The 22,091-nt window shown below is 34.2% G+C and carries 16 protein-coding genes; 14 read left to right on the top strand and 2 right to left on the bottom strand.

What is annotated here, in order from left to right:
• Positions 1-193: 193 nt before the first annotated feature.
• The 6 genes from HLK68_RS02345 to HLK68_RS02320 all read left to right on the top strand — a co-directional run bounded on the left by HLK68_RS02345 (position 194) and on the right by HLK68_RS02320 (position 5,906).
• Positions 194-892 carry a YoaK family protein gene (locus HLK68_RS02345; RefSeq protein WP_006784162.1) on the top strand — a complete coding sequence of 233 codons (699 nt, stop codon included), beginning with the start codon at positions 194-196 and terminating at the stop codon, positions 890-892.
• 95 nt (positions 893-987) lie between these two features.
• Entirely contained in the window at positions 988-1,869 is an 882-nt protein-coding gene (locus HLK68_RS02340; protein WP_006784161.1) for an ABC transporter ATP-binding protein, read from the top strand.
• Positions 1,870-1,872: 3 nt separating this feature from the next.
• Positions 1,873-2,673: an ABC transporter permease subunit gene (locus HLK68_RS02335; protein ID WP_006784160.1), complete on the top strand. Its 801-nt coding sequence runs from the start codon at positions 1,873-1,875 to the stop codon at positions 2,671-2,673.
• A gap of 97 nt (positions 2,674-2,770) precedes the next feature.
• Positions 2,771-4,321 (top strand): nitrite/sulfite reductase, encoded by a 1,551-nt coding sequence (locus tag HLK68_RS02330; protein WP_006784159.1) that lies wholly within the window; start codon positions 2,771-2,773, stop codon positions 4,319-4,321.
• Positions 4,322-4,336: 15 nt separating this feature from the next.
• The gene (locus HLK68_RS02325) at positions 4,337-4,885 is read left to right on the top strand and encodes a DUF6512 family protein (RefSeq protein WP_006784158.1); all 549 of its coding nucleotides are present in this window, start codon (positions 4,337-4,339) and stop codon (positions 4,883-4,885) included.
• A 286-nt stretch (positions 4,886-5,171) separates the two neighbouring features.
• A complete protein-coding gene (locus HLK68_RS02320; protein ID WP_009606960.1) occupies positions 5,172-5,906 on the top strand; it encodes a YoaK family protein in 735 nt (244 codons plus the stop codon).
• Between the two features lie 55 nt (positions 5,907-5,961).
• On the opposite strand, the gene HLK68_RS02315 is transcribed toward HLK68_RS02320, so the two are convergent.
• On the bottom strand, positions 5,962-6,624 hold the full coding sequence (locus HLK68_RS02315; RefSeq protein ID WP_006784156.1) for a putative ABC transporter permease: 663 nt from the start codon (positions 6,622-6,624) through the stop codon (positions 5,962-5,964).
• 134 nt (positions 6,625-6,758) lie between these two features.
• Here HLK68_RS02315 and tpx point away from each other — a divergent pair, with 134 nt between their 5' ends.
• Entirely contained in the window at positions 6,759-7,247 is a 489-nt protein-coding gene (gene tpx, locus HLK68_RS02310; protein WP_006784155.1) for a thiol peroxidase, read from the top strand.
• Between the two features lie 52 nt (positions 7,248-7,299).
• Here the strand turns inward: tpx and HLK68_RS02305 are convergent, their stop codons facing one another.
• Positions 7,300-8,007 carry a helix-turn-helix domain-containing protein gene (locus tag HLK68_RS02305; protein ID WP_238843627.1) on the bottom strand — a complete coding sequence of 236 codons (708 nt, stop codon included), beginning with the start codon at positions 8,005-8,007 and terminating at the stop codon, positions 7,300-7,302.
• Between the two features lie 437 nt (positions 8,008-8,444).
• Here HLK68_RS02305 and HLK68_RS02300 point away from each other — a divergent pair, with 437 nt between their 5' ends.
• From HLK68_RS02300 to HLK68_RS02270, 7 genes are all read left to right on the top strand, one after another.
• Positions 8,445-10,358: an FAD-dependent oxidoreductase gene (locus tag HLK68_RS02300; protein ID WP_132942812.1), complete on the top strand. Its 1,914-nt coding sequence runs from the start codon at positions 8,445-8,447 to the stop codon at positions 10,356-10,358.
• A 212-nt stretch (positions 10,359-10,570) separates the two neighbouring features.
• Positions 10,571-14,863, top strand: a complete 4,293-nt coding sequence (locus HLK68_RS02295; protein ID WP_006784230.1) for a 2-hydroxyacyl-CoA dehydratase — start codon at positions 10,571-10,573, stop codon at positions 14,861-14,863.
• Positions 14,864-14,983: 120 nt separating this feature from the next.
• A complete protein-coding gene (locus HLK68_RS02290; RefSeq protein WP_009607205.1) occupies positions 14,984-16,033 on the top strand; it encodes an alpha/beta hydrolase in 1,050 nt (349 codons plus the stop codon).
• A 291-nt stretch (positions 16,034-16,324) separates the two neighbouring features.
• Complete coding sequence (gene treP / locus HLK68_RS02285; protein ID WP_006784233.1) at positions 16,325-17,734, top strand: PTS system trehalose-specific EIIBC component; 1,410 nt, start codon at positions 16,325-16,327, stop codon at positions 17,732-17,734.
• Between the two features lie 161 nt (positions 17,735-17,895).
• On the top strand, positions 17,896-19,551 hold the full coding sequence (gene treC, locus HLK68_RS02280; RefSeq protein ID WP_132942813.1) for an alpha,alpha-phosphotrehalase: 1,656 nt from the start codon (positions 17,896-17,898) through the stop codon (positions 19,549-19,551).
• Between the two features lie 145 nt (positions 19,552-19,696).
• On the top strand, positions 19,697-20,404 hold the full coding sequence (gene treR / locus HLK68_RS02275; protein WP_006784235.1) for a trehalose operon repressor: 708 nt from the start codon (positions 19,697-19,699) through the stop codon (positions 20,402-20,404).
• Positions 20,405-20,602: 198 nt separating this feature from the next.
• Positions 20,603-21,898: a TrkH family potassium uptake protein gene (locus HLK68_RS02270; protein WP_006784236.1), complete on the top strand. Its 1,296-nt coding sequence runs from the start codon at positions 20,603-20,605 to the stop codon at positions 21,896-21,898.
• The last annotated feature ends 193 nt before the right edge of the window (positions 21,899-22,091 follow it).

The raw sequence follows: 22,091 nt of genomic DNA, 5'->3' as shown, positions 1-22,091 counted from the left end.
AAAACGTGTTCTGAGAAAATTGATGTATATTGTCTCATAACTTATATATATAAGTCCAGTTAAAAGTTTTTCACACTTGAAAAACTTTTAACTGGACTATAGTGACGCCTAAGGATCAAAAAGACTTCAATATTGAGACTCATTTATAATAGTGAAATACATTTCTGTTTGTATATAGGTAGGAGGGGGATTTATGAATCAGGAAGTAAAAATGCATGAAACAATGCGAGTTGGAATTTTATTAGCTTTTGTTGGAGGTTTTTTGGATGTGTATACTTATTTATTAAGAGGGGGCGTTTTTGCTAATGCTCAGACAGGGAACATGGTTTTATTGACCTTACAAATTTCTCAGGGACATTTTGTTCAAGCTCTTTATTATCTTGTCCCAATTATTGCTTTTTTTATGGGAGCAGTTGTAACAGAAATTGTAAAGAAGCATGATTATTGGCATGAATATGTTTTAGTGATTGAGATTATTCTGTTATTTGGCGTTGGCTTATATCCGTTAAGTTATCCTCCAATCATTGTTAATTCAATGGTATCTTTTATTTGTGCGATGCAAATTAGTAGTTTTAAGAAACTTCATGGTTTTGCTTATGCGACAACGGTTTGTACGGGGAATCTTCGTTCGGCAGCGGAAAATTTGACAGCTTACTGTTTGCACCATCATCAAGAATCTAAAATAAAATGTTTGAGTTATATCATTATTATTGGTTCTTTTTGTTTTGGTGCTATTATGGGTTCAACTTTGATTAGTTATTTAAGTATTTATGCAGTCTGGATTTGTAGTGGTGTTTTAAGTCTTGTGTTAGTAATCTTAATCAAAGACAATTTGGCTGATTTTTTGATGATTAATAATTTTTTTAAAAGTGAGAAGATAGAGTCTAAATGACTGTGATAAGGTTGACCAGTCTATTTAAGGAGGATATAATTTCCTTAGGAATAAAAGGCAATTAAGAAGGTGATTTTTATCAGGAGGGGAAGAACATGAGTGTCATTGAAATTAATCAATTAACGAAAGATTACGGGGGAGGACGTGGGATCTTCAATGTGTCATTATCAGTATCTAAGGGTGAGGTCTTTGGTTTTTTAGGACCAAATGGAGCTGGTAAATCGACGACTATTCGTCACTTAATGGGTTTTATTCATGGTAATTCAGGGAGTTGTAAAATTAATGGATTAGACTGTATGGAAGATCGATCACGTATTCAAAAAAAGTTGGGATACCTTCCGGGGGAAATTGCTTTTATGGATGATATGACAGGAATCGCCTTTATTAAATTTGCGGCTAGTGTACGGGGAATGAAAGATTTAAGCCGAGCCTATGAATTAATGGAAATGTTTGAGCTTAATGCGAGTGGAAAAATTAAAAAGATGTCTAAAGGAATGAAACAAAAAGTTGGGATTGTTTGTGCTTTTATGCATGATCCAGAAATTTTAATTTTAGATGAACCGACGAGTGGTCTAGACCCTCTTATGCAAAATCGTTTTATTGAACTTATTTTGTCAGAGAAAGAAAGAGGGAAAACAATTTTTATGTCATCACATATTTTTGAAGAAATAGAAAGAACATGTGATCGAACGGCAATGATTAAAGATGGACATCTGATTGCGGTTGAGGATGTGAATTCAATTAAGGCATCAAAGCATAAATCCTATGTCTTAACATTTGCAACAGAAGAAGAGGCTAGCAGATTCACAACTGACGTGACAGATGCAAAGCTTATCTCGCCTATAAAAGTTAAGGTTCATTATCAGGGGACGCTACCTCCATTTTTAAAACTCATCTCAGAGTATAAAATTATGGACTTAGATACAACAACACCAACACTAGAAGAATTGTTTTTACATTTTTATGGGAGGGGATAGAACGTGATAAATTTGACCTTGTTTAAACGAGAACTTAAAGCTAGCTACAAAGTTTTTCTTATTATTTTTGCTGTCTTAATGATGTATACAGGGATTATTACAGGAATGTTTGATCCAAAACTTGGAGAAGTGCTAGAACAATTTACACAGGTAATGCCAGAGTTAATGAGTGCCTTTGGAATGACGAATCCTGGAACAACGTTAATTGAATTTCTAGCTTCGTACCTTTATGGATTTTTGTTTCTCGTTTTCCCCATGATTTTTGAAATCATTTTGGCCAATCGTTTGGTTGCGCGTTATGTTGATCAAGGATCAATGGCTTATTTATTAGCCTCTCCTCTCACGAGAGGAAAAATTATCTTAACTCAAGCAACTGTGATGTGGACAAGTCTAGGTGCTTTAATTATGTTAATAACACTTGGTGAGATAGGTTTTGCACAGTTGATGTTCCCAGGAGAGTTAGATATGATGATTCTTTTTAGGATGAATATTGGTTTATACGTCCTACATTTAGCTATTAGCGGAATTTGTTTTTTTGCCTCTTGCATCAGCAATGAAATTAAATTATCCTATTCAATAGGAGCCGGTGTGCCTATTTTATTTTTCTTAATCCAGATGTTATCTAATGTTGGAGAAAAGTTAGAAATCTTTAAATATTTTACGATTTTTAGTTTATACCCTTCTAGTCAAATAGCATCAGGTGAAAAAAGTGCATATGGTTTTATGTGCATCTTGTTGATGATTGCACTGGCTCTATATGCATTAGGGGGATATCTATTTACGAAAAGAGATTTACCTGTCTAGCACCTGATAAGGTGCTTTTTTCTCAACGTGCTAGGAATAAAATTCCTCTATTGAGACAAATTAAAAGTAGATTATAAAAAAATAAGGTGGTAGTAGAATGAGTCAGTTAAAAGAAGTGCTTCGTAACGAAATGAAGGTTTTTCGTGAGAAGGGGCATCAATTTGTTAATGGTGAACTAAATATGATGCAATTTAAACATGTCTCAGGAGGATTTGGGGTCTATGCCCATAAAGGTGGAAAAGAATTCATGATTCGACTTCGTATTCCTTCTGGGATGTTAACATTTGATCAGTTGAATACAGTTTATAATCTGGCTACAAAATATCATATGGAACGAATTCATTTAACAACACGTCAAGCCATTCAACTGCATGGTTTATCAATTGATGAAGTATGTGATTTAATGGAAGAAGCACTTGACCATGATATTTACACACGAGGTGCTGGTGGAAACTTTCCACGAAATGTTGCTATTTCTCCACTCTCTGGTGTAAATCCACTTGAGGCTTTTGATGTGACACCGTATGCATGGGCCGCAGGTGATTACTTCTTAAAACAAATTTATACGTATCATTTACCTCGTAAATTAAAAGTCTCTTTTTCAAGCAGTAATGCGGATGAGGGACATTGTACCGTACAAGATTTAGGTTTCTTAGCGGTAACTCAGGAAGGTCAGCATTATTTTGAAGTTTATTTAGGTGGGGGTCTTGGACAAAATCCTAGACTAGCAGTTAAATATCCAACGTTAATTAATCCAAATGATGTTCTTTATCATTTAGAAGCAATGGTTAATTTATTTAAAGCTGAAGGTGATTATGAAAATCGTAATAAGGCCCGTGTTCGATATATCGTAGAACGAATGGGTGAAGAAGCTTTTATTGAAGCTTATCAAAAGCATTTAGATGAGGCAAAAAATAAAGGTGGTTTAGAATTAAATATTACACCACAAGAAATTCATAAAATTGGTTGTGAGTGTGACGTAGAATCAAAACGCCTTTTTGCACAAAAACAAGAAGGGTTATATAGTGTTTATCTTCACCCGATTGGTGGACAATTCGAAGTAGCAGATTTGAAAAAAATCTTAGATTATTTAGCTAATATTGAAGGGGTAGACATTCGTTTGGCTATGACCGAAGGTGTTTATTTTAGAAACTTAACGGGTAAAGAAGCAAAAGGATTGTTAGAATTAACTGAATCGATGGGAGGAGACACTCCGTTTGAGCATAGTGTTGCTTGTATCGGAATTCCAACTTGTCAAATTGGATTATGTAATAGTCAAGGTGTATTAAAACAGACAATGGAATATTTTAAGGAAAAACAATGTAAAACAGAATTACTTCCCGCTGTTCATTTTTCAGGGTGTGGAAATTCTTGTGGAGTACATCAAATTAGTGGAATCGGATTTACGGGTAAAAAGAAAAAGGTTGGTGCTACTGTAGAAGAATGCTTCACATTATGGATTGGTGGTAAATATGAAGTAGGAAAAACTCGTCTTGGTGAAGTCTTTGGTGAAATTCAAAAAACACGTATTCCAGAATTTTTATATGAACTAGCTCTTTTAGTTGAAGAGTCAGGACTAGACTTTGAAAGTTATATTAAGCAAAATGAAGAACAATTAAAAGAAATTACTCAAAAATACCTTGTTTAAAGGAGTCGTGATTTCATGTCATACTTTGATACTGTCCCCCCTCAAAAATGGATTTTAAAAGGGATTATCGGGCTATTTGTTTTAGCAGTTGGATTTCATTTTATCTATGATTTAACAGGACAAAATATGGTAGCGGGAATCTTCTCACCAGTGAATGAAAGTACATGGGAGCATTGTAAGGTTATTTTATGGCCGACTATTTTGTGGTGGACCATTTATTATTTTGTAAAACGTCATACGTATCGAATTGATGCTGCGAAATGGTTTACGAGCCAATTTATCTCTTTAGTCGTTGCAATACTTGCTGTTCCGGTTATGTATTACTTTTATACTGGTGCCTTTGGTATTGAAAATATGGCAATTGATATCTTTATCGTCTTTTTAGCTTTTCTAGTTGGACAGTACGTTGGATATCGAAATTATAAATATGGAAAAGGAATTCATGAAATGATTGCTTTGTTTTTGATTGCAGTCATTGTGATACTTTTTATTTGGTTCACTTTTAATCCGATTCATATCCCACTATTTCAAGATCCAACGACGGGTCTATATGGAATAAGTTGATAAAAAATGTTTGGATTTATTTAAAAAATTGAGTTTGGATATTGTTATTTTTAGGAGTTATCTTGAAAAAAGATAGCTCCTTTTTTTATTTTTCTAGCGATTTATAATGCTTTTAGTCTCTTACTTCAGCATATGATAAAACAAGAATATATAGATGAGTCTAGAAAGAATTTATCTGTATAAAAACTTTTAGGTTGAGGACAATTATGATCTTCATCAACAAGATTGAACTGCTAAGACTCATTTAAAAATATTTGGATTTATCTAATAAAAGGAGGGGAGGGCGATGGAAGAAAAAGTGTATATCCCTATTCATCAAACATTAAAAGTAGGCATGATGCTAGCTGTTGTTGGGGGATTTTTAGATGCTTATACCTATCTTTTGGAGGGGCATGTATTTGCGAATGCCCAGACTGGAAATATCGTCCTTTTATGTATACTTTTAGCAGAAGGACTTTGGTTAGATGCCTTATATTATCTAGCACCGATTTTATCATATTTTATTGGAATTTTAGTTACCGAAGCGATTCGAAAACACTATAAGGCAATCGGTCCAGGGATTTGGCGTATGCGCATGTTAACCATTGAAATCATATTACTAGCAATCATTGCTTTTACTGCTGATTTATTTCCATCAAGTATCATTAATGTTTCAATTTCATTTATTTCTGCTATGCAGGGATGCACCTTTAAAAACTTAGTTGGACAATCTTATGTGACAATGACCTGTACCGGAAATCTTCGTTCGGCTACACGCCATTTATTTCAGTATTTATCCACGAAGGATAAGGAATCCGGTCGAATTAGTGGGCGATACTATGCGATTATCGGATCATTTTGTATAGGTGCATTTTGCGGGACATTTCTAGTTCATCTCGTTTCAAAATATTCTATTTTACTTTGCTGTTTTCTTTTATTTATTGTCTTGAAAGTTTTATCACGTGCACATCATAAAAAACATGAAATAGAATCAGATGGAGATGATCAAATGTCTAATTTCCAAAATTATTTTGACTGTTAAATAGGTCTTAGTCTGACGTATCTAATAAAAAAATGCTCTTTTATAGAGCATTTTTTTATTCAATATAAACCATATTAGGATAAATTTTTTCCATGACTTCGTCAGGATAATAATCATCAAAAAATGCTTCAATTCTATTGCTTGGAGGTATTTCTAATCTTCTTTCAGATTGACGGTAAAGAGCCATAGCAGATGCCGATGTATTGAACACCATAAAGAAAACCAATATCCAAGTTAATGGAATACCAATATGATTTGGGATTTTTTCGATTAAGATAGAAGCTTTCGGGAAAATATATCGAATCCAAGCAATGGCTAATAATCCCCAAAATAATGAGTAAAGTAAATTAACTCGACCATTTAAATTGAACCAAAAATTACTATAGTCCCAAGATATAGTCCCAAAACATTGCTCTTGAAAATAGCTACAAATATATTCAAAAATACTTCCAATCACAAATCCTCCTGCTAAGATGATTCGGTCTGGTTTTTCTCTTAAAGGATAGAGGCCAGCGGTCATGCATAAAGCACCTAATCCGTAAACTAGATTAAAAGGCCCAAGAATTAAGCCAGTTCGACTCTCAATAACACCACGGGTTATCATACACCATATCGTTTCAATGACGACTCCTAAGAAGGATGCGACAAAAAAAAGCCAAAAAAGCTTATAAAAGTTTAATCCTTTAGCAAATGATGAAGGATGATGTGAAGTCACCATGATAGATCGCCTCCTACAGGACATTGTCCTAACGTATCTCTTAATAAAATATACAAAGAATAAAAAAAGGTAACATTAAAAACAGTTTTTTTAGCCATATTAAGATAGATAAGTTTAAATAAAGGAGTAGTTGTATGAATGTTAAATTTAAAGGAAATTATGTGACACTTGAAGGAACTCATGTTAAAGTAGGACACCCTTCTCCGAAATTTGTTGTGACTGATCAAGAATTAAATGCGGTTGAATCTAAAAATTTTACAGGTAAGAAGGTTTATGTTAGTGTTCCATCCATTGATACACCCGTTTGTGATACAGAGGTTCGTCGGTTTAATCAAGAAGCAGCAGCGCTTGATAATGTAAGTGTTTATGTCATTTCAATGGATCTTCCCTTTGCACAAGCTAGATGGTGTGGAGCGGCTGGAATTGATAACATACAAGTTTTATCTGATTATAAAAAACATGACTTTGGTATGAAGTTTGGAACGTATATTAAAGAATTAGGACTGTTAACTCGTGCTGTTTTTGTTGTAGATGAAACTGATACGATTACTTATGTAGAGTACTGTGAAGAAGTCACAGAAGAACCGAATTACGCTAATGTGTTACAGGCATTAAAACGATAAGTTGCTTTAGTGGTTATAAGTATCTTAATTATTTTGATGAATAAAAAAAATCCTACTCAGTAGGATTTTTTTTGTTTTGATATAAAGAAGAATACGTTTTTCGATACTGTAAAGGCGTGATTTGATAGTAAGTTTTAAAGGATTTAAAGAAATAACTTTTATCATTAAAGCCAACACAATGCATGATTTCAGTTGTTGTTAAATTAGTGGTTATTAATAACCGTTTAGCATGCTCAAGTTTAAGTGAGAGAAGTTTTTTCGAAAAGGACTGGTGGAAAAGCTTTTTAAATAATGTTGAAAAATAGGCCGGATGAAAATTGAAATATTCAGCTGTTGAAGATAGCGTTGCGGTGCAAAAATTATCACTTAAATATTTTAAAATTTTCCCTTCATCATAGCATTGCATCATACTGGAGTCATGAATAACGAGGTAGGGAATATGATTTCGATCGAGTTGTGACATTAGAATCACTAACAACAGTTTATAGTTTTTAGCGGAATGCACAGCCTGTTTATATTGTGTCAATTCAGTTAAGAACAAATGAAGGGTTGAGAGAATGGATGAATCTTTTTGATAATCAAATAATAGATACTCATTTTTTGCATCTGTTAAATTTAATAAATCGTAAAAAATAGGGCAGTCTGCAATTTGTGAAACAATGAAGTTATCAAAAAAATCTTCATGACAGTCAAAGATAAAAACCACGTCAGTTGACTGTTTTTTTTGAAGTTTATAATGGCATCCTTTTTTTATAAACATAATGGAATAAGGCATGCAAATAATGGTTTCATTACCAATTATAAGTTTACATTTATTGAAAAATATCAACATGGTAAAACAGGATGATTTAGCTATAATTGATGAGATATCATCAGGTATCGTGCAGATTTGATAATGAAATAACTTATTAAATGAATTCTTTTTGGTATAAATATTTTTTGATTCATTGAAAGTAAAACCTTGATGGTTTTTTATTTGTAATGCTTTATGAAATGGTATAAAAGTCTCGTTGTTAATGATCAAATCAATCTCATCCTTTCGCCCCCTCATTCTACAATATCAAACTAAATTAAACAACATTTCTTAAAATAAACCACTTTTTTACTTATTAGACTCAACTTACCACATTGTGAAATTTTGTTATAATATCTGTGTAAATCGTGAAAAAAATAACATATTTAAGGGGGTTCGTCTTAATGATGAACAAAGCTTTCAAAAAGACGACATTTAGCTTGATGTCTATCATGTTAGCGGCATCAGTTTTATTTGGATGTCAGTCAAATAATGTAACGGAAGAGCAACAGAATGATGCTACAACAGGTGCAACAACAGCTAATGTGATTGCAGGAACATACACTGGAACGGCAGCAGGGTTTGGAGGAGATGTTGTCGCAACAGTTGAGGTTGACGATGAAGGAACAATTCTTTCAATTGACGTTGATGCATCAGGAGAAACACCAACGATTGGGGGAGCAGCTGCACCTAAATTAGCAGCATCGATCGTTGAACATCAAAGTCTTGCAGTTGATACGATTTCAGGTGCCACTGGAACGAGTAACAGTGTTTTAACTGCAGTAGAAGATGCGTTAGGACAAGCTGGTTTTGATGTAGAATTAATGAAAAATCGTAAAGTAACAAAAACAGGTGTTGATGAAGAAGTAACAGTTGAGTTAGTTGTTGTTGGAGCAGGTGGTTCTGGAACCGCTGCTGCTTTAGCTGCTGCGGAGGCTGGAACTGATGTTTTAATTATTGAAATGACTAACTCAGTTGGTGGAAACTCAATGTTAGCATCAGGAATGTTTGCGGTTGAGTCAACTTTACAAAAAGAAGAAGGATTAAACTTAACGGTTGATGAAGCTGTTTCTCAACTTTTAGAATTTAATCAATATTTATCAAATGGACCATTAACACGTGCTATTGTTGAAAAATCTGCTTCAACAGTTGATTGGTTAGAGTCATATGGAATGGAGTTCTATTTACCGTCAACAACAACTCAAGCAGCGCATGAAGATAACTTATACAAATGGAAAGCTTATCACAAGTTTGTTGATTCACAAGCAGGATTTGAGAATTTCTATACTCATTTAGAAGAAATGGGAGCTGAAGTTCGTACGAATACAAGCTTAAATGAAATTTTACAAGCTGAAGATGGAACTGTAACAGGAATCACAGCAACTAAAGAAGATGGTGGAATTTTAACTGTTAATGCGGATGCTGTTATTATTGCAACTGGTGGATATGGAGCAAATACTGAAAAAGTATATGAAAACTTACATACAGATTTAGTTTATTCATTAGGTGTTGCCAACTTTGGTGAAGGAATTGATGCTGCAATTGAAGCAGGAGGAATTCCTTGGGATTCATCAACTGCTTTATTACATGCCGCTCAATTGGCAAACTCTTCAACAGGAGCTCAAGGACATTCTGAAGACTTATTAACACAAGTTTTAATGGCACCATTATTATGGGTTGATGCCTCAGGAACACGTATCGGAAATGAAGATGCTATCTATGATACAGTATTCTGGTCAAATGTTGCCTATTCAGCAGGTGGACGTTACTACATCATTGTCGATGAAGCAACATTAGAAGATTTCTCAAATGGAGCAAACATTAAATTATCTGACGCAGGACCTGGATATACAGCAGGAACGGGAGACTTCGTTGCTATGGCAGATGCAGCTGTAGAAGCTGGTTCAGCATTCAAAGGAAGTACATTAGAAGAATTAGCAGCTTCAACTGGAATGAAAGTTGAAGAATTAGAAGAAACTGTTGCACGCTATAATACAATGGTTCAAAATAAAAAAGATACTGACTACGGTAAATCAGCAGATTCATTAGTTTATGAAGTATCTGAAGGAAATTACTATGCGTTTGAAGCACGTGCTGTTTATTTGGGAACAGTAGGTGGAGTTAAAGTCAATGAAAAATTAGAAGTCATTGATTTAGATTATAATGCTATTCCAGGATTATATGTGGTTGGTTCTTCAGCAGGTGGATATTATTCAAACGGAAGTTATCCTCCATATGAAGGATTAGCATGTGGATTTGCTTATACTTCAGGACGTATTGCAGGAGAAAATGCTGCACAATATATTCAAAACAAATAATATAGTTTTAAACTTTACAAAAAAACATGTCTAAAAATACCCTATAGTAAAAATATAAAAAAGCTAACTCAAATCTTGAGTTAGCTTTTTTTAGTCTAAATTGAAAAAACCATCCATATACTGTAAATGGAAAATATGAATCGAAAATTGATAAAAAGGAGTTAAGGAAAAGTTGTATCAATAAAGGAGGGGAGCAGGTTAGCTGCGTAAGTATGACACAAAAACTTATTCATATTGGGGTTGATGTGGGATCAACAACGGTAAAAGCCGTTATCTTAAATGAAAAAGAAGAGCTTCTATTTAGTTCATATGAGCGTCATTTTGCTGACATCTTAAAAACATTAACCGTTGTTTTAAAACAGGCGTATGAACAGTTTAAAGATTATAATATTACGGTGAATATGACAGGTTCTGGTGGAATTGCAATAGCTAAACATCTAAATATTCCGTTCATTCAAGAAGTTGTGGCTTCAACAAAAGTGACAAAACGTTACTATCCTCAAATTGATGTTGCAATTGAACTTGGGGGAGAGGATGCTAAAATCACATATTTTAAAGATGGAATTGAACAACGCATGAATGGAACTTGCGCAGGTGGAACCGGCGCATTTATTGATCAAATGGCATCGTTATTACAAGTTGATACCCTTGGGTTAAATGAACTTGCAAAACATTATAAAGTCATTCATCCTATTGCTGCCCGTTGTGGGGTGTTTGCTAAAACCGATGTGCAACCTCTCATCAATGAAGGAGTCGCAAAAGAAGATATTGCTGTTTCAGTTTTGCAAGCTGTTGTCATTCAAACGATTAGTGGGCTTGCCTGTGGACGTCCAATTCGTGGAAATGTTGCCTTTTTAGGGGGACCTTTATACTTCTTATCAGAATTAAGAAATCGATTTATTGAAACTCTGGAATTAAAGCCTGAGGAGGTCATTCTTCCTAATGATTCTCAACTATATGTAGCAAAAGGAGCTGCCTTATCCTCAATGGATTCTAAAGTGATCTCTTTTTCTCAGTTTATGAACTCTTTACAAACGATTAAAGAGGTTCACACGTCTGAATCGGTTCGATTAACACCGTTATTTGAATCAGATGATGAGTATGATTCTTTTATAAAACGTCATCAAATGGCCAAAGTAGGACGACGAGAGTTATCTACTTTAACGGGCAACTGTTTTTTAGGAATTGATGCTGGGTCCACGACAACAAAAGTTGCCCTCATTGATGAAGACGGGAACCTTTGTTTTTCTTATTATGGAAGTAATGAAGGCAGTCCTTTGCAATCAACGATTAGTGTTTTAAAAACATTGTATGACCAACTCCCTTTAGAGGCTCATATTGTTAAAGCTACTGTTACAGGATATGGAGAGGCCTTATTAAAAGCTGCCTTAAAAGTGGATATTGGTGAAATTGAAACGATTGCCCATTATAAGGCGGCAGATTTCTTTTGTCCGGGTGTCGATTGTATTTTAGATATTGGTGGACAGGATATGAAATGTTTAAAAATTAAAAATGGAAATATTGAAAGTATCCTATTAAATGAAGCTTGTTCTTCAGGTTGTGGGTCTTTTTTAGATACTTTTGCAAAATCAATGAATTTGAGCATCGAAGACTTTGCGAATTCTGCTATCAATGCTTCGAATCCGGTTGATTTAGGATCGCGATGTACGGTTTTTATGAACTCAAGAGTCAAGCAGTCACAAAAAGAAGGTGCCAAAGTAGGGGATATTTCTGCAGGGCTTTCATATTCAGTTATTAAAAATGCTCTATTTAAAGTGATTAAACTTAGAAATCCTGAAGAATTGGGACAAAAAATTGTGGTTCAAGGTGGAACTTTTTATAATGATGCTGTTTTAAAAGCTTTTGAAAAGTTATCAAATCGTCAAGCTATTCGACCGGATATTTCAGGAATTATGGGTGCTTTTGGAGCTGCTTTAATTGCAAAAGAGCGTTATGTAGAAGGGGAAGTCTCAACGTTAATTAATCAAGCATCATTAGAACATTTTGAGTTAACTAGTCGAAGTGCAAGATGTGGATTATGTTCAAATAACTGTTTACTGACTATTCATAAATTTAAAGATGGCGAACGTTTTACGATGGGAAATCGATGTGAACGAGGGGCCGGTAAAATGGCAGAAGTACGTCCTATTCCTAACTTAGTTCGTTATAAATATAATCGTTTATTTAATTACAAAACCATTGAACCATCGGTTGCGAAACGAGGAACTGTTGGAATTCCACGTGTTTTAAATATGTATGAAAACTATCCATTCTGGGTCACCTTTTTTACAAATTTAAACTTTAGTGTGATTTTATCCGATCCTTCTTCTAATCAGCTTTATGAGAAAGGGATGGAGACCATTCCATCTGAATCGGTTTGTTATCCTGGAAAACTCGTGCATGGTCATATCATGAACCTCGTTGAAAAAAAGGTGGATTTTATCTTTTATCCATCGTTAACTTATTCTAAACAAGAAGATAAAAAGGCAGATAATCACTACAACTGCCCAATTGTTATTTCATATCCAGAAGTGATTAAAAATAATTTAGACGTCTTACGTGAAAAAGATATCTTATACCTTAAACCTTTTCTGCCATTTGATCAAAAAGATAAATTAGCTAAACGATTGCACGAAGTTTTTAAAGATTTTAATATCCCCTGGAAAGAAATTCGTGAAAGTGTTGATAAGGGATGGAAAGAGTTTGAGAATTTTAAACGAGATATTCGTGAAAATGGTCAATTAACACTGGCCTATTTAGAGGACCATAACATGAAAGGGATTGTATTGGCAGGTCGTCCTTATCATGTTGATCCGCATATTAATCATGGAATTCCTGAGATGATTAATTCACTTGGAATGGCTGTATTGACAGAGGATTCAATTTCTCATTTAGGTGAAGTAGAGCGACCACTTCGTGTAATGGATCAGTGGACTTACCATACTCGCTTATATAATGCCGCAAGTTATGTTGCAACTAGAGATGATTTAGAATTGGTACAATTAAATTCTTTCGGATGTGGACTTGATGCTGTGACAACAGATCAGGTACATGATATTTTAGCTGCTCATTCAAAAGTTTACACGACATTAAAAATTGATGAAGGCCATAATTTAGGGGCTGCAAGAATTCGATTACGCTCTTTAAAAGCAACGATGCTTGAGAGAGAAAAAAATCATTTTAAACGTCTTAAAGTGGATAATACTTATCATCCGATTGAATTTACAACAGAAATGAAAAAAACACATACTATTTTAGCTCCTCAGATGTCACCGATTCATTTTGGCCTCTTACAAGCTGCTTTTCAAGCATCAGGGTATCAAGTAGAAGTTCTTCCATCTCTTGACCATGAAGCGGTTGATGAGGGGTTAAAATATGTAAATAATGATGCCTGTTATCCCGCTATTTTAGTTGTTGGCCAAATGATTCACGCCTTAAAATCTGGTAAGTATAACCCAAATGAGACATCTTTATTAATTACGCAAACAGGTGGAGGATGTCGCGCAACGAACTATATTGGATTTTTAAGAAAGGCACTTCAGGATGCAGGTTTTGAACAAGTTCCAGTTATTTCATTAAGTGCCCAAGGATTTGAAAAAAATGAAGGATTTAAAATAAGTTGGCCACTGATTAACCGTGCTTTAATGGCGTTAGTTTACGGTGATTTATTAATGAGTTTATTATATCGAACACGTCCGTATGAAATCGTTAAGGGGTCAGCTAATCAACTATATATAAAGTGGGAACAGATTTGTAGTACGGCTTTAATGGCACCTAATCAAACACAATATAAAGAAAATATTGAGGATATGATTAAAGATTTTGAAGCTTTACCAATTCGTCGTATTAGAAAGCCACGTGTTGGATTAGTAGGAGAAATCTTAGTAAAGTTTCATCCAACGGCTAATAATAATGTTGTAGAATTGGTTGAGGCTGAAGGAGCAGAAGCTGTAGTCCCAGGACTCATTGATTTCTTATTATATTGTTCCTATTCCAAAGAAGATAAATTATTATTGAAATCAAAATGGTCTAAGCTCTTGGGACAATCAGTCATTCAGGTCATTGAGAAGTACCGACGTCTAATGAAAGAGGCTCTTAAAAATAGTCACTTGATTGAACCACCTAAAACCATTAAAGAAATAGCACAAGGTGCTGAATCTGTTGTTTCTTTAGGTCATAAAACAGGAGAAGGTTGGCTATTAACAGGGGAAATGATTGAACTGATTGAAATGGATGTAAAAAATATTATTTGTATGCAGCCTTTTGCCTGTTTACCAAATCATGTGACGGGGAAAGGAATGATTAAAGAACTTAAACGACTGTATCCAGGAACTAATATTGTGGCTATCGATTATGATCCTGGTGCGAGTGAGGTCAATCAACTGAATCGTATCAAACTAATGATTTCAACTGCTTTTGAGAATCTTAAGGAAACTTCAAATTTTGCTAACCAGCCAAATGCATCTCAGGAGATAAGTCAGTTAAAAGATTTAGTTACGACATAGTAAAAGGAGCTAGAAATAGCTCCTTTTTTGAAATCGTTGACAATTAATTATCTACATGTTAGACTAACGGAAATATAAAGATAGGTATACATTATAGATGATTATTTTTAGGAGGCCATCATGATTTTAAATTATCAACAATGCTTAGACAAATTATCGAAAATTAAAATGATTACGATTAATGGCGTACCAACACAAATAAAAGAAGTACCGGAATTAACGAAGGGACTTGACCCACGTGTAAAGATTCAGCGATTAAAACCAAAAGTAGAATTCTCAAAAGTTGATGATACGGTATTTGAAGGAATTGAAATTGGTCGTATCAGACAGGGAATGGGATTTGATAACTTGGATATCAGTGAAGGAATTATCGTAAAACATGAAATCTTAGATGGTGTCCCAGTTCGAATTTATTATCCTATCAATCATAAAGGGTTATTACCAGCGCTTATTTTTATTCATGGTGGGGGATTTTATGGTGGAGACTTAAATGTAGTTGAAAATCCATGTAAAGCAATGGCTCAAAAAGCGCACGTAGTCGTTGTTTCAATTGATTATCGTTTATCTCCTGAGGCTCCTTTTCCACATGGATTAAATGATTGTGACACTGTTGTAAATTATATTTTTAATCATGCTAATGATTTAGGAATTGATTCCAATCGTGTTGGAATTTCGGGTGATAGTGCAGGTGGTAATTTGGCTGCAGGTTGTGTATTAAGAGATGTCAAAAGTTTAAGAAGAATTAAGTATATGGCTTTATTATATCCAGTTGTTTCATTATCAGAAGAAGGTTATCAATTTAGTTTAGATCAGTATACATTTGAGTCTGATGATGAATTAGTTAAGCGTACGATTCATAGTATAAAAAATTGCATGCCGTTAATCAATGAGTTATATGTTCGTGATGAAATACCACTTGTTCATCCAGAATTATCTCCATTAATGGTAGAGGATTTGAGTCAATTTCCAAAAACTTTGATTGTGAGTGCAGAGTATGATTTTTTACGTTTACAGGATGAGGCATACGTTAATCGTTTAAACGCAGCCGGAGTTGAAGTTAGGTATATTCAGTATAAGGGGATGGATCATGCCTTTTTAGATAAGTGTGGCGTTTATCCGCAAGCAGAAGATTGTATGAATGAGATAGCGAAAGATTTAAAAAAATTATAGTTAAAATCATCAGTTTATGCTGATGATTTTTTTATTTTTTAAAAAAATTTTTAGGGAAAAATAATAAAAATAAAGATGATGAAAGCGTGATAATATCAATGGTTTTGTCGTGTTTTGTCGAAGGAGTTTTTTTTTGAAAATGTATACATAAAAAATGTAAACGGTGTAAAAAGTGTGTTGACAAACATATACGTACAGGTTAGAATAAGTGTGTAGCAACAAACATATACGTACATGTTTGGGGATGAAGGACATGAACGATTCATAATAAAAAATTTAAGGAGGTACATTATGGGGAAATTTACTCAAGAGGCTCAACAACTCTTACAATTTGTTGGTGGAAAAGAAAACGTTGCCGTTGTCACACACTGTATGACACGTATGCGATTTGTTTTAAATGATCCAAAAAAAGCTGAAGTAGAAAAAATTGAAGCTTTACCATGCGTAAAAGGAACATTTACACAAGCAGGACAATTCCAAGTTATTATTGGAAATGACGTTGCCGTATTTTATAATGAATTCAAATCTGTAGCAGGTATTCAAGATGCAAGTAAAGAAGATGTAAAAGAAGCTGCTAAATCAAATATGAGTTGGATTCAACGTTTAATGGCTAACTTAGCTGAAATTTTCTCACCATTAATTCCAGCTATCATCATTGGTGGGTTAATTTTAGGATTTAGAAATGTCATTGGTGACATTAAAATGTTCGAAGATGGAACAAAGACATTAGTTGAAATCTCACAATTCTGGTCAGGTGTTCATAGCTTCTTATGGTTAATTGGGGAAGCAATCTTCCACTTCTTACCGGTCGGAATTACATGGGCTGTAACTAAGAAAATGGGAACGACACAAATTCTTGGTATTGTTCTAGGGATTACATTAGTTTCACCACAGTTATTAAATGCTTACGCAGTTGGTGGAGATGCAGTCGCTCCAGTTTGGGATTTTGGATTTGCTCAAGTTAATATGATTGGATATCAAGCACAAGTTATCCCAGCCATGTTAGCCGGATTTACTTTAGTTTACTTAGAGCGATTCTTCAAAAAAATTACACCAAATTCAATCTCAATGATTATTGTTCCATTCTTCTCATTAGTACCAACTGTATTATTAGCACACACAGTACTTGGTCCTATTGGATGGGCAATTGGTTCTTGGATTTCAGGTGTTGTATATGCTGGATTAACATCATCATTCTCATGGTTATTTGCTGGAGTTTTTGGATTTGCTTATGCACCATTAGTTATTACAGGATTACACCATATGACAAACGCAATCGACTTACAGTTAGTTGCTGAGTTTGGTGGAACAATGTTATGGCCAATGATCGCTTTATCAAATATTGCTCAAGGTTCAGCTGTTCTTGGTATGATTTATGTAAATCGCAAAAATGAAGAAGAAAAACAAGTTTCAGTTCCTGCTTGTATCTCAGCTTACTTAGGGGTAACTGAACCAGCTATCTTCGGTATCAATATGAAATACGGATTCCCATTCATTGCCGGAATGATCGGTTCGGGAATTGCAGCAGTTATCTCAGTTGCAACAGGTGTTATGGCTAACTCGGTAGGTATTGGTGGATTACCTGGTATCTTATCAATTCAACCAGCACACATGTTAATGTTTGCAGTAGCAATGGTGGTTGCGATTGTTGTTCCATTCATCTTAACTGTTGTACTAGCAAAACGTAAATTAAAAAAATAAAAATCGAGTCTCTTGATATGGAAAGGTACAATCCTTACTAGCTAGGAAATACTCGGGTATGAAATAATATTATAAGAAAATAATTTTGGGTTTAGGGTTCACTTCTTTAAGAAGTTGTTCCCTTTTCTCGCATTCTCATGAAAAATAGGAGGGCTTACATCATGAAAAACTTTAAACAAAGCGTTGTTTATCAAATCTATCCAAAATCATTTAATGATTCGAATGGAGATGGACTCGGGGATTTAATTGGGGTAGTAGAGAAATTAGATTATTTAAAAGAACTTGGAGTCGATTACATTTGGTTAACTCCATTCTATATCTCGCCACAAAAAGATAACGGATATGACGTAGCTGATTATTACAACATTGATCCACGTTTTGGAACGATGGAAGATTTCGAATTATTAGTGGAACAAGCACAAGCTCGTGGAATTGAGATTATGCTTGATATGGTATTTAACCATACCTCAACTGAGCATCAATGGTTTAAAAAGGCGATGTCAGGTGATGAAACTTATAAAAACTTCTATATTTTCAAAGACGGAAAAGAGGGGCAAGCTCCGACAAACTGGATTTCTAAATTTGGTGGATCTGCTTGGCAATACGTTGAAGAATTTGATCAATACTATTTACATTTATTCGATGTCACACAAGGTGATTTAAACTGGGAAAACGAAGCAGTACGCCAAGAAATTTATAAAGTAGTTAACTTCTGGTTAGAAAAAGGGGTTAAAGGATTCCGTTTAGATGTTATTAACTTAATCTCAAAACCTGAAGTTTTTGAAGATGATACAATCGGAGATGGACGTCGTTTCTATACAGACGGACCTAAAATTCATGAGTACTTAAAAGAATTAAACGAAAACTCATTTGGTAAACATCCTGATGTGATTACAGTAGGGGAAATGTCTTCAACATCTGTTGATAATTGTATAAGATATTCAAATCCAGATGAAAAAGAATTATCAATGGTGTTTAATTTCCACCACTTAAAAGTGGATTATAAAGATGGAGATAAGTGGACATTAATGGACTTTGATTTTGCCATGTTAAAAGATATCTTCAAAGAGTGGCAAGAAGGTATGCAAGCTGGAAATGGATGGAGTGCAGTCTTCTGGTGTAACCACGATCAACCACGTGCGATTTCACGATTTGGAGACGACGTGAATTATCATAAGGAAAGTGCTAAGATGTTAGCATCAACGATTCACTTAATGCGTGGAACACCATACATTTATCAAGGTGAAGAATTCGGAATGAAAAATCCTTATTTCACAACAATTGAACAATACCGTGATGTCGAAGCCATTAATTACTTCAATATTTTAAAAGAGCAAGGAATTGAAGAAGAAGAAATTTTAGAAATCTTACGTGCTAAATCACGTGATAATTCTCGTACGCCGGTTCAATGGGATGCGACAGAGAATGCTGGATTTACAAGTGGAACACCTTGGATTCCAGTGGGTGCATCATACGAAGAAGTCAATGCAGAAGCAGCTTTAAAAGATCAAGATTCAGTCTTCTATCATTACAAAAAATTAATTACTTTACGTAAAGAGTATGACATTATCTCAGATGGTAATATTGAAATGATGTTAATGGATCATCCACAAGTATTAGCCTATATGCGTACCTTAGATAATCAAAAATTAATTGTTTTAAATAATTACTATGGAAAAGAAACAGAAGTTGAAATGCCAGCTGAGTTAGTGAGTGATGCTAAAATTTTAATTTCAAACTACAAAGATAGCCAGCAGTTAGCAGAAAAAATCACACTTCGTCCATATGAATCAATTGCTTACTATATTGAAAACTAATTAGAAAAATAATAAGTCATTTCGATAGAATTTTAATAAGAAACAATGAGTTATCCCACAAAAAGCAGTAAATTTTTTCTTTGAAAAAGTTTTACTGCTTTTTATCTTATCCGTATATGTGTTAAAATGTTTTACGGTGATGACGATGGATAAAAAATATTTAAGAGTCTATAATGACATTGTAAGTCAAATTGAAAGTGGTATTTATGAGCCAACAAGTATGTTACCTTCTGAGAAAAACTTAATTAACCACTATCAAGTCTCAAGAGATACCGTCCGTAAAGCGTTAAGTATGTTAGAACAACATGGATATATACAAAAGACAAAAGGAAAAGGGTCTTTTGTACTTGATATAAATAAATTAAATTTCCCAGTTTCGGGAGTTGTCAGTTTTAAAGAAATTACCGAGCGCTCAGGTCGTAATGCAAAGACAACTGTTGAACTTTTAGAGAAACAAATTCCACGAGAATCGATTCGTAAAAACTTGGAATTAAATGCTGAAGAACCTGTGTGGAAAATTGTCCGTTCTAGAACCATTGATGGCGAAAAGGTTATTTTAGATAAAGATTATGTGGTTTGCAAATATGTTGATCATTTAACAGAGGAAGCCTGTCAAGATTCATTATATGAATATATTGAAGGTGAACTTGGTTTGAAAGTGGCATATGCTAATAAAGAAATCACAGTTCAAATGGCAACCGATGAGGATCGAAAGTACTTAGATTTAAAAAACTTTGATATGGTGGCGGTTGTTAGAAGTTATACCTATTTAGTGGATACAAGCTTGTTCCAATATACTGAATCTCGCCATCGACCGGATAAATTTATTTTTGTTGATTTCGCGAGAAGATAGTAAAAGATAAAACTCAGTTAACTATTTATAAAATTTTTCAAAGGCTAGAGGTATACATTCTAGCTTTTTTTATAGGTCCATGATATGATAACAAAAAATGAATTTAGTAAAAATTTGGTTATTTTCGACATTTGTCAGAGTTATAATAGTGTCATATTATCATAAAAGAGAAGAGAGTATAAGTTGGAGGGAAGATTTGTGTTACGGACTAAACGTTTAGGACCGACTCAATATGTTGCTTTAGGTTTTATGTCAGTTATTCTAATAGGATCTGTTTTACTTGCCTTGCCAATTGCGCATATGCCAGGGACTTATGTCAGTTATATCGATGCTTTATTTACCTCAGCCAGTGCAGTTACCGTGACCGGTTTGATTGCCATTGAAACAGCTGAACAGTTTAATGCTTTTGGTCGTCTAGTCATTGCATTACTGATTCAAATAGGTGGGTTAGGGGTAACCTCAGTAGGTGCTATTTTTATCTTAGTGATGCAAAGGAAATTTGGAGTTTATCATCGATTATTATTGATGGAAGGGCTGAATTTTAATTCGTTGAGTGGAGTGGTTCGATTAGTTAAATCGGTCTTACAATTAACTCTGGTGATTGAGTTAGTAGGCATGATTCTTAGTTTTTTTACATTCATTCAACATTATCCGTTTTGGGAAGCTTTAGGAATCAGTGCCTTTCATGCGATTGCTTCCTTTAATAACGCGGGATTTGATATTTTAGGTGGAGGACAGAATTTAATTCCATACCGACATCATTATGTGTTGCTATTGACAACAGCTACTCTAATTGGGTTAGGAGGGATTGGATTCGTCACCATGCTTGATATCTATCATAAAAGAAATTTCAAAAAATGTAGTATGAATACAAAGATTGTCATGGTAACAACAGCCTCTTTATTAATCATCGGAACCATTTTGTTAAAATTATCAGAAGGCTTTAGTTGGTTTGATGCCTTCTTCCATAGTATTTCGGCACGTACAGCTGGTTTTTCTACCATTCCTATTGATGATTTTTCACAAGCTGGACTTCTTATTTTAATGGTCTTAATGTTTATTGGGGCATCTCCTGGTTCGACCGGTGGTGGAATTAAAACAACGACGTTATTTACCATTATAAAAACTATTAAATCTTTTGCCACTAATCGTCCTGTTACAGCCTTTTATCGCCGAATTCCAGCTGAAAGTATTATTAAGGCATTTAGTGTTTTTTTACTAGCAATCTCAGTTGTATTTGTTGGAACGTTTTTTATTTTATTGATTCAACCTGAGTTATCACTTCAGAGTATTTTATTTGAAGTGATTGCCGCAACAGGAACAGTCGGATTATCAACTGGAATTATACCGAGCTTAAATATAGCGAACAAACTCATCTTGTGTATCATCATGTTTATTGGGCGTTTAGGTCCATTTAGTATTGCCTGCTTATGGGCTTATCAAACAGCAGCACCAAGATTTAATTATCCCGAAGAACAAATAACGATAGGTTAATTAAATTTTAAAATCCAATAAGTGATTCCAATTAAATAAAAATCCTAGTCGCTTTGTGACTAGGATTTTTATTAGCTTAATTTTCTTGATATATTTTCTAATCTAGGCTTTATCCGAGAAAGACTGAGTACGTAGGTTCTATTAATTTAATTCACTCGAAGAGCGATACGTCTAAATGAATGACAGGTTCATT

This window comes from Turicibacter sanguinis, assembly GCF_013046825.1.
GTDB lineage: Bacteria > Bacillota_I > Bacilli_A > MOL361 > Turicibacteraceae > Turicibacter > Turicibacter sanguinis.
The sequence above is the reverse complement of the archived record's forward strand: the minus strand, read 5'-3'. Positions and strand labels throughout refer to the sequence as shown.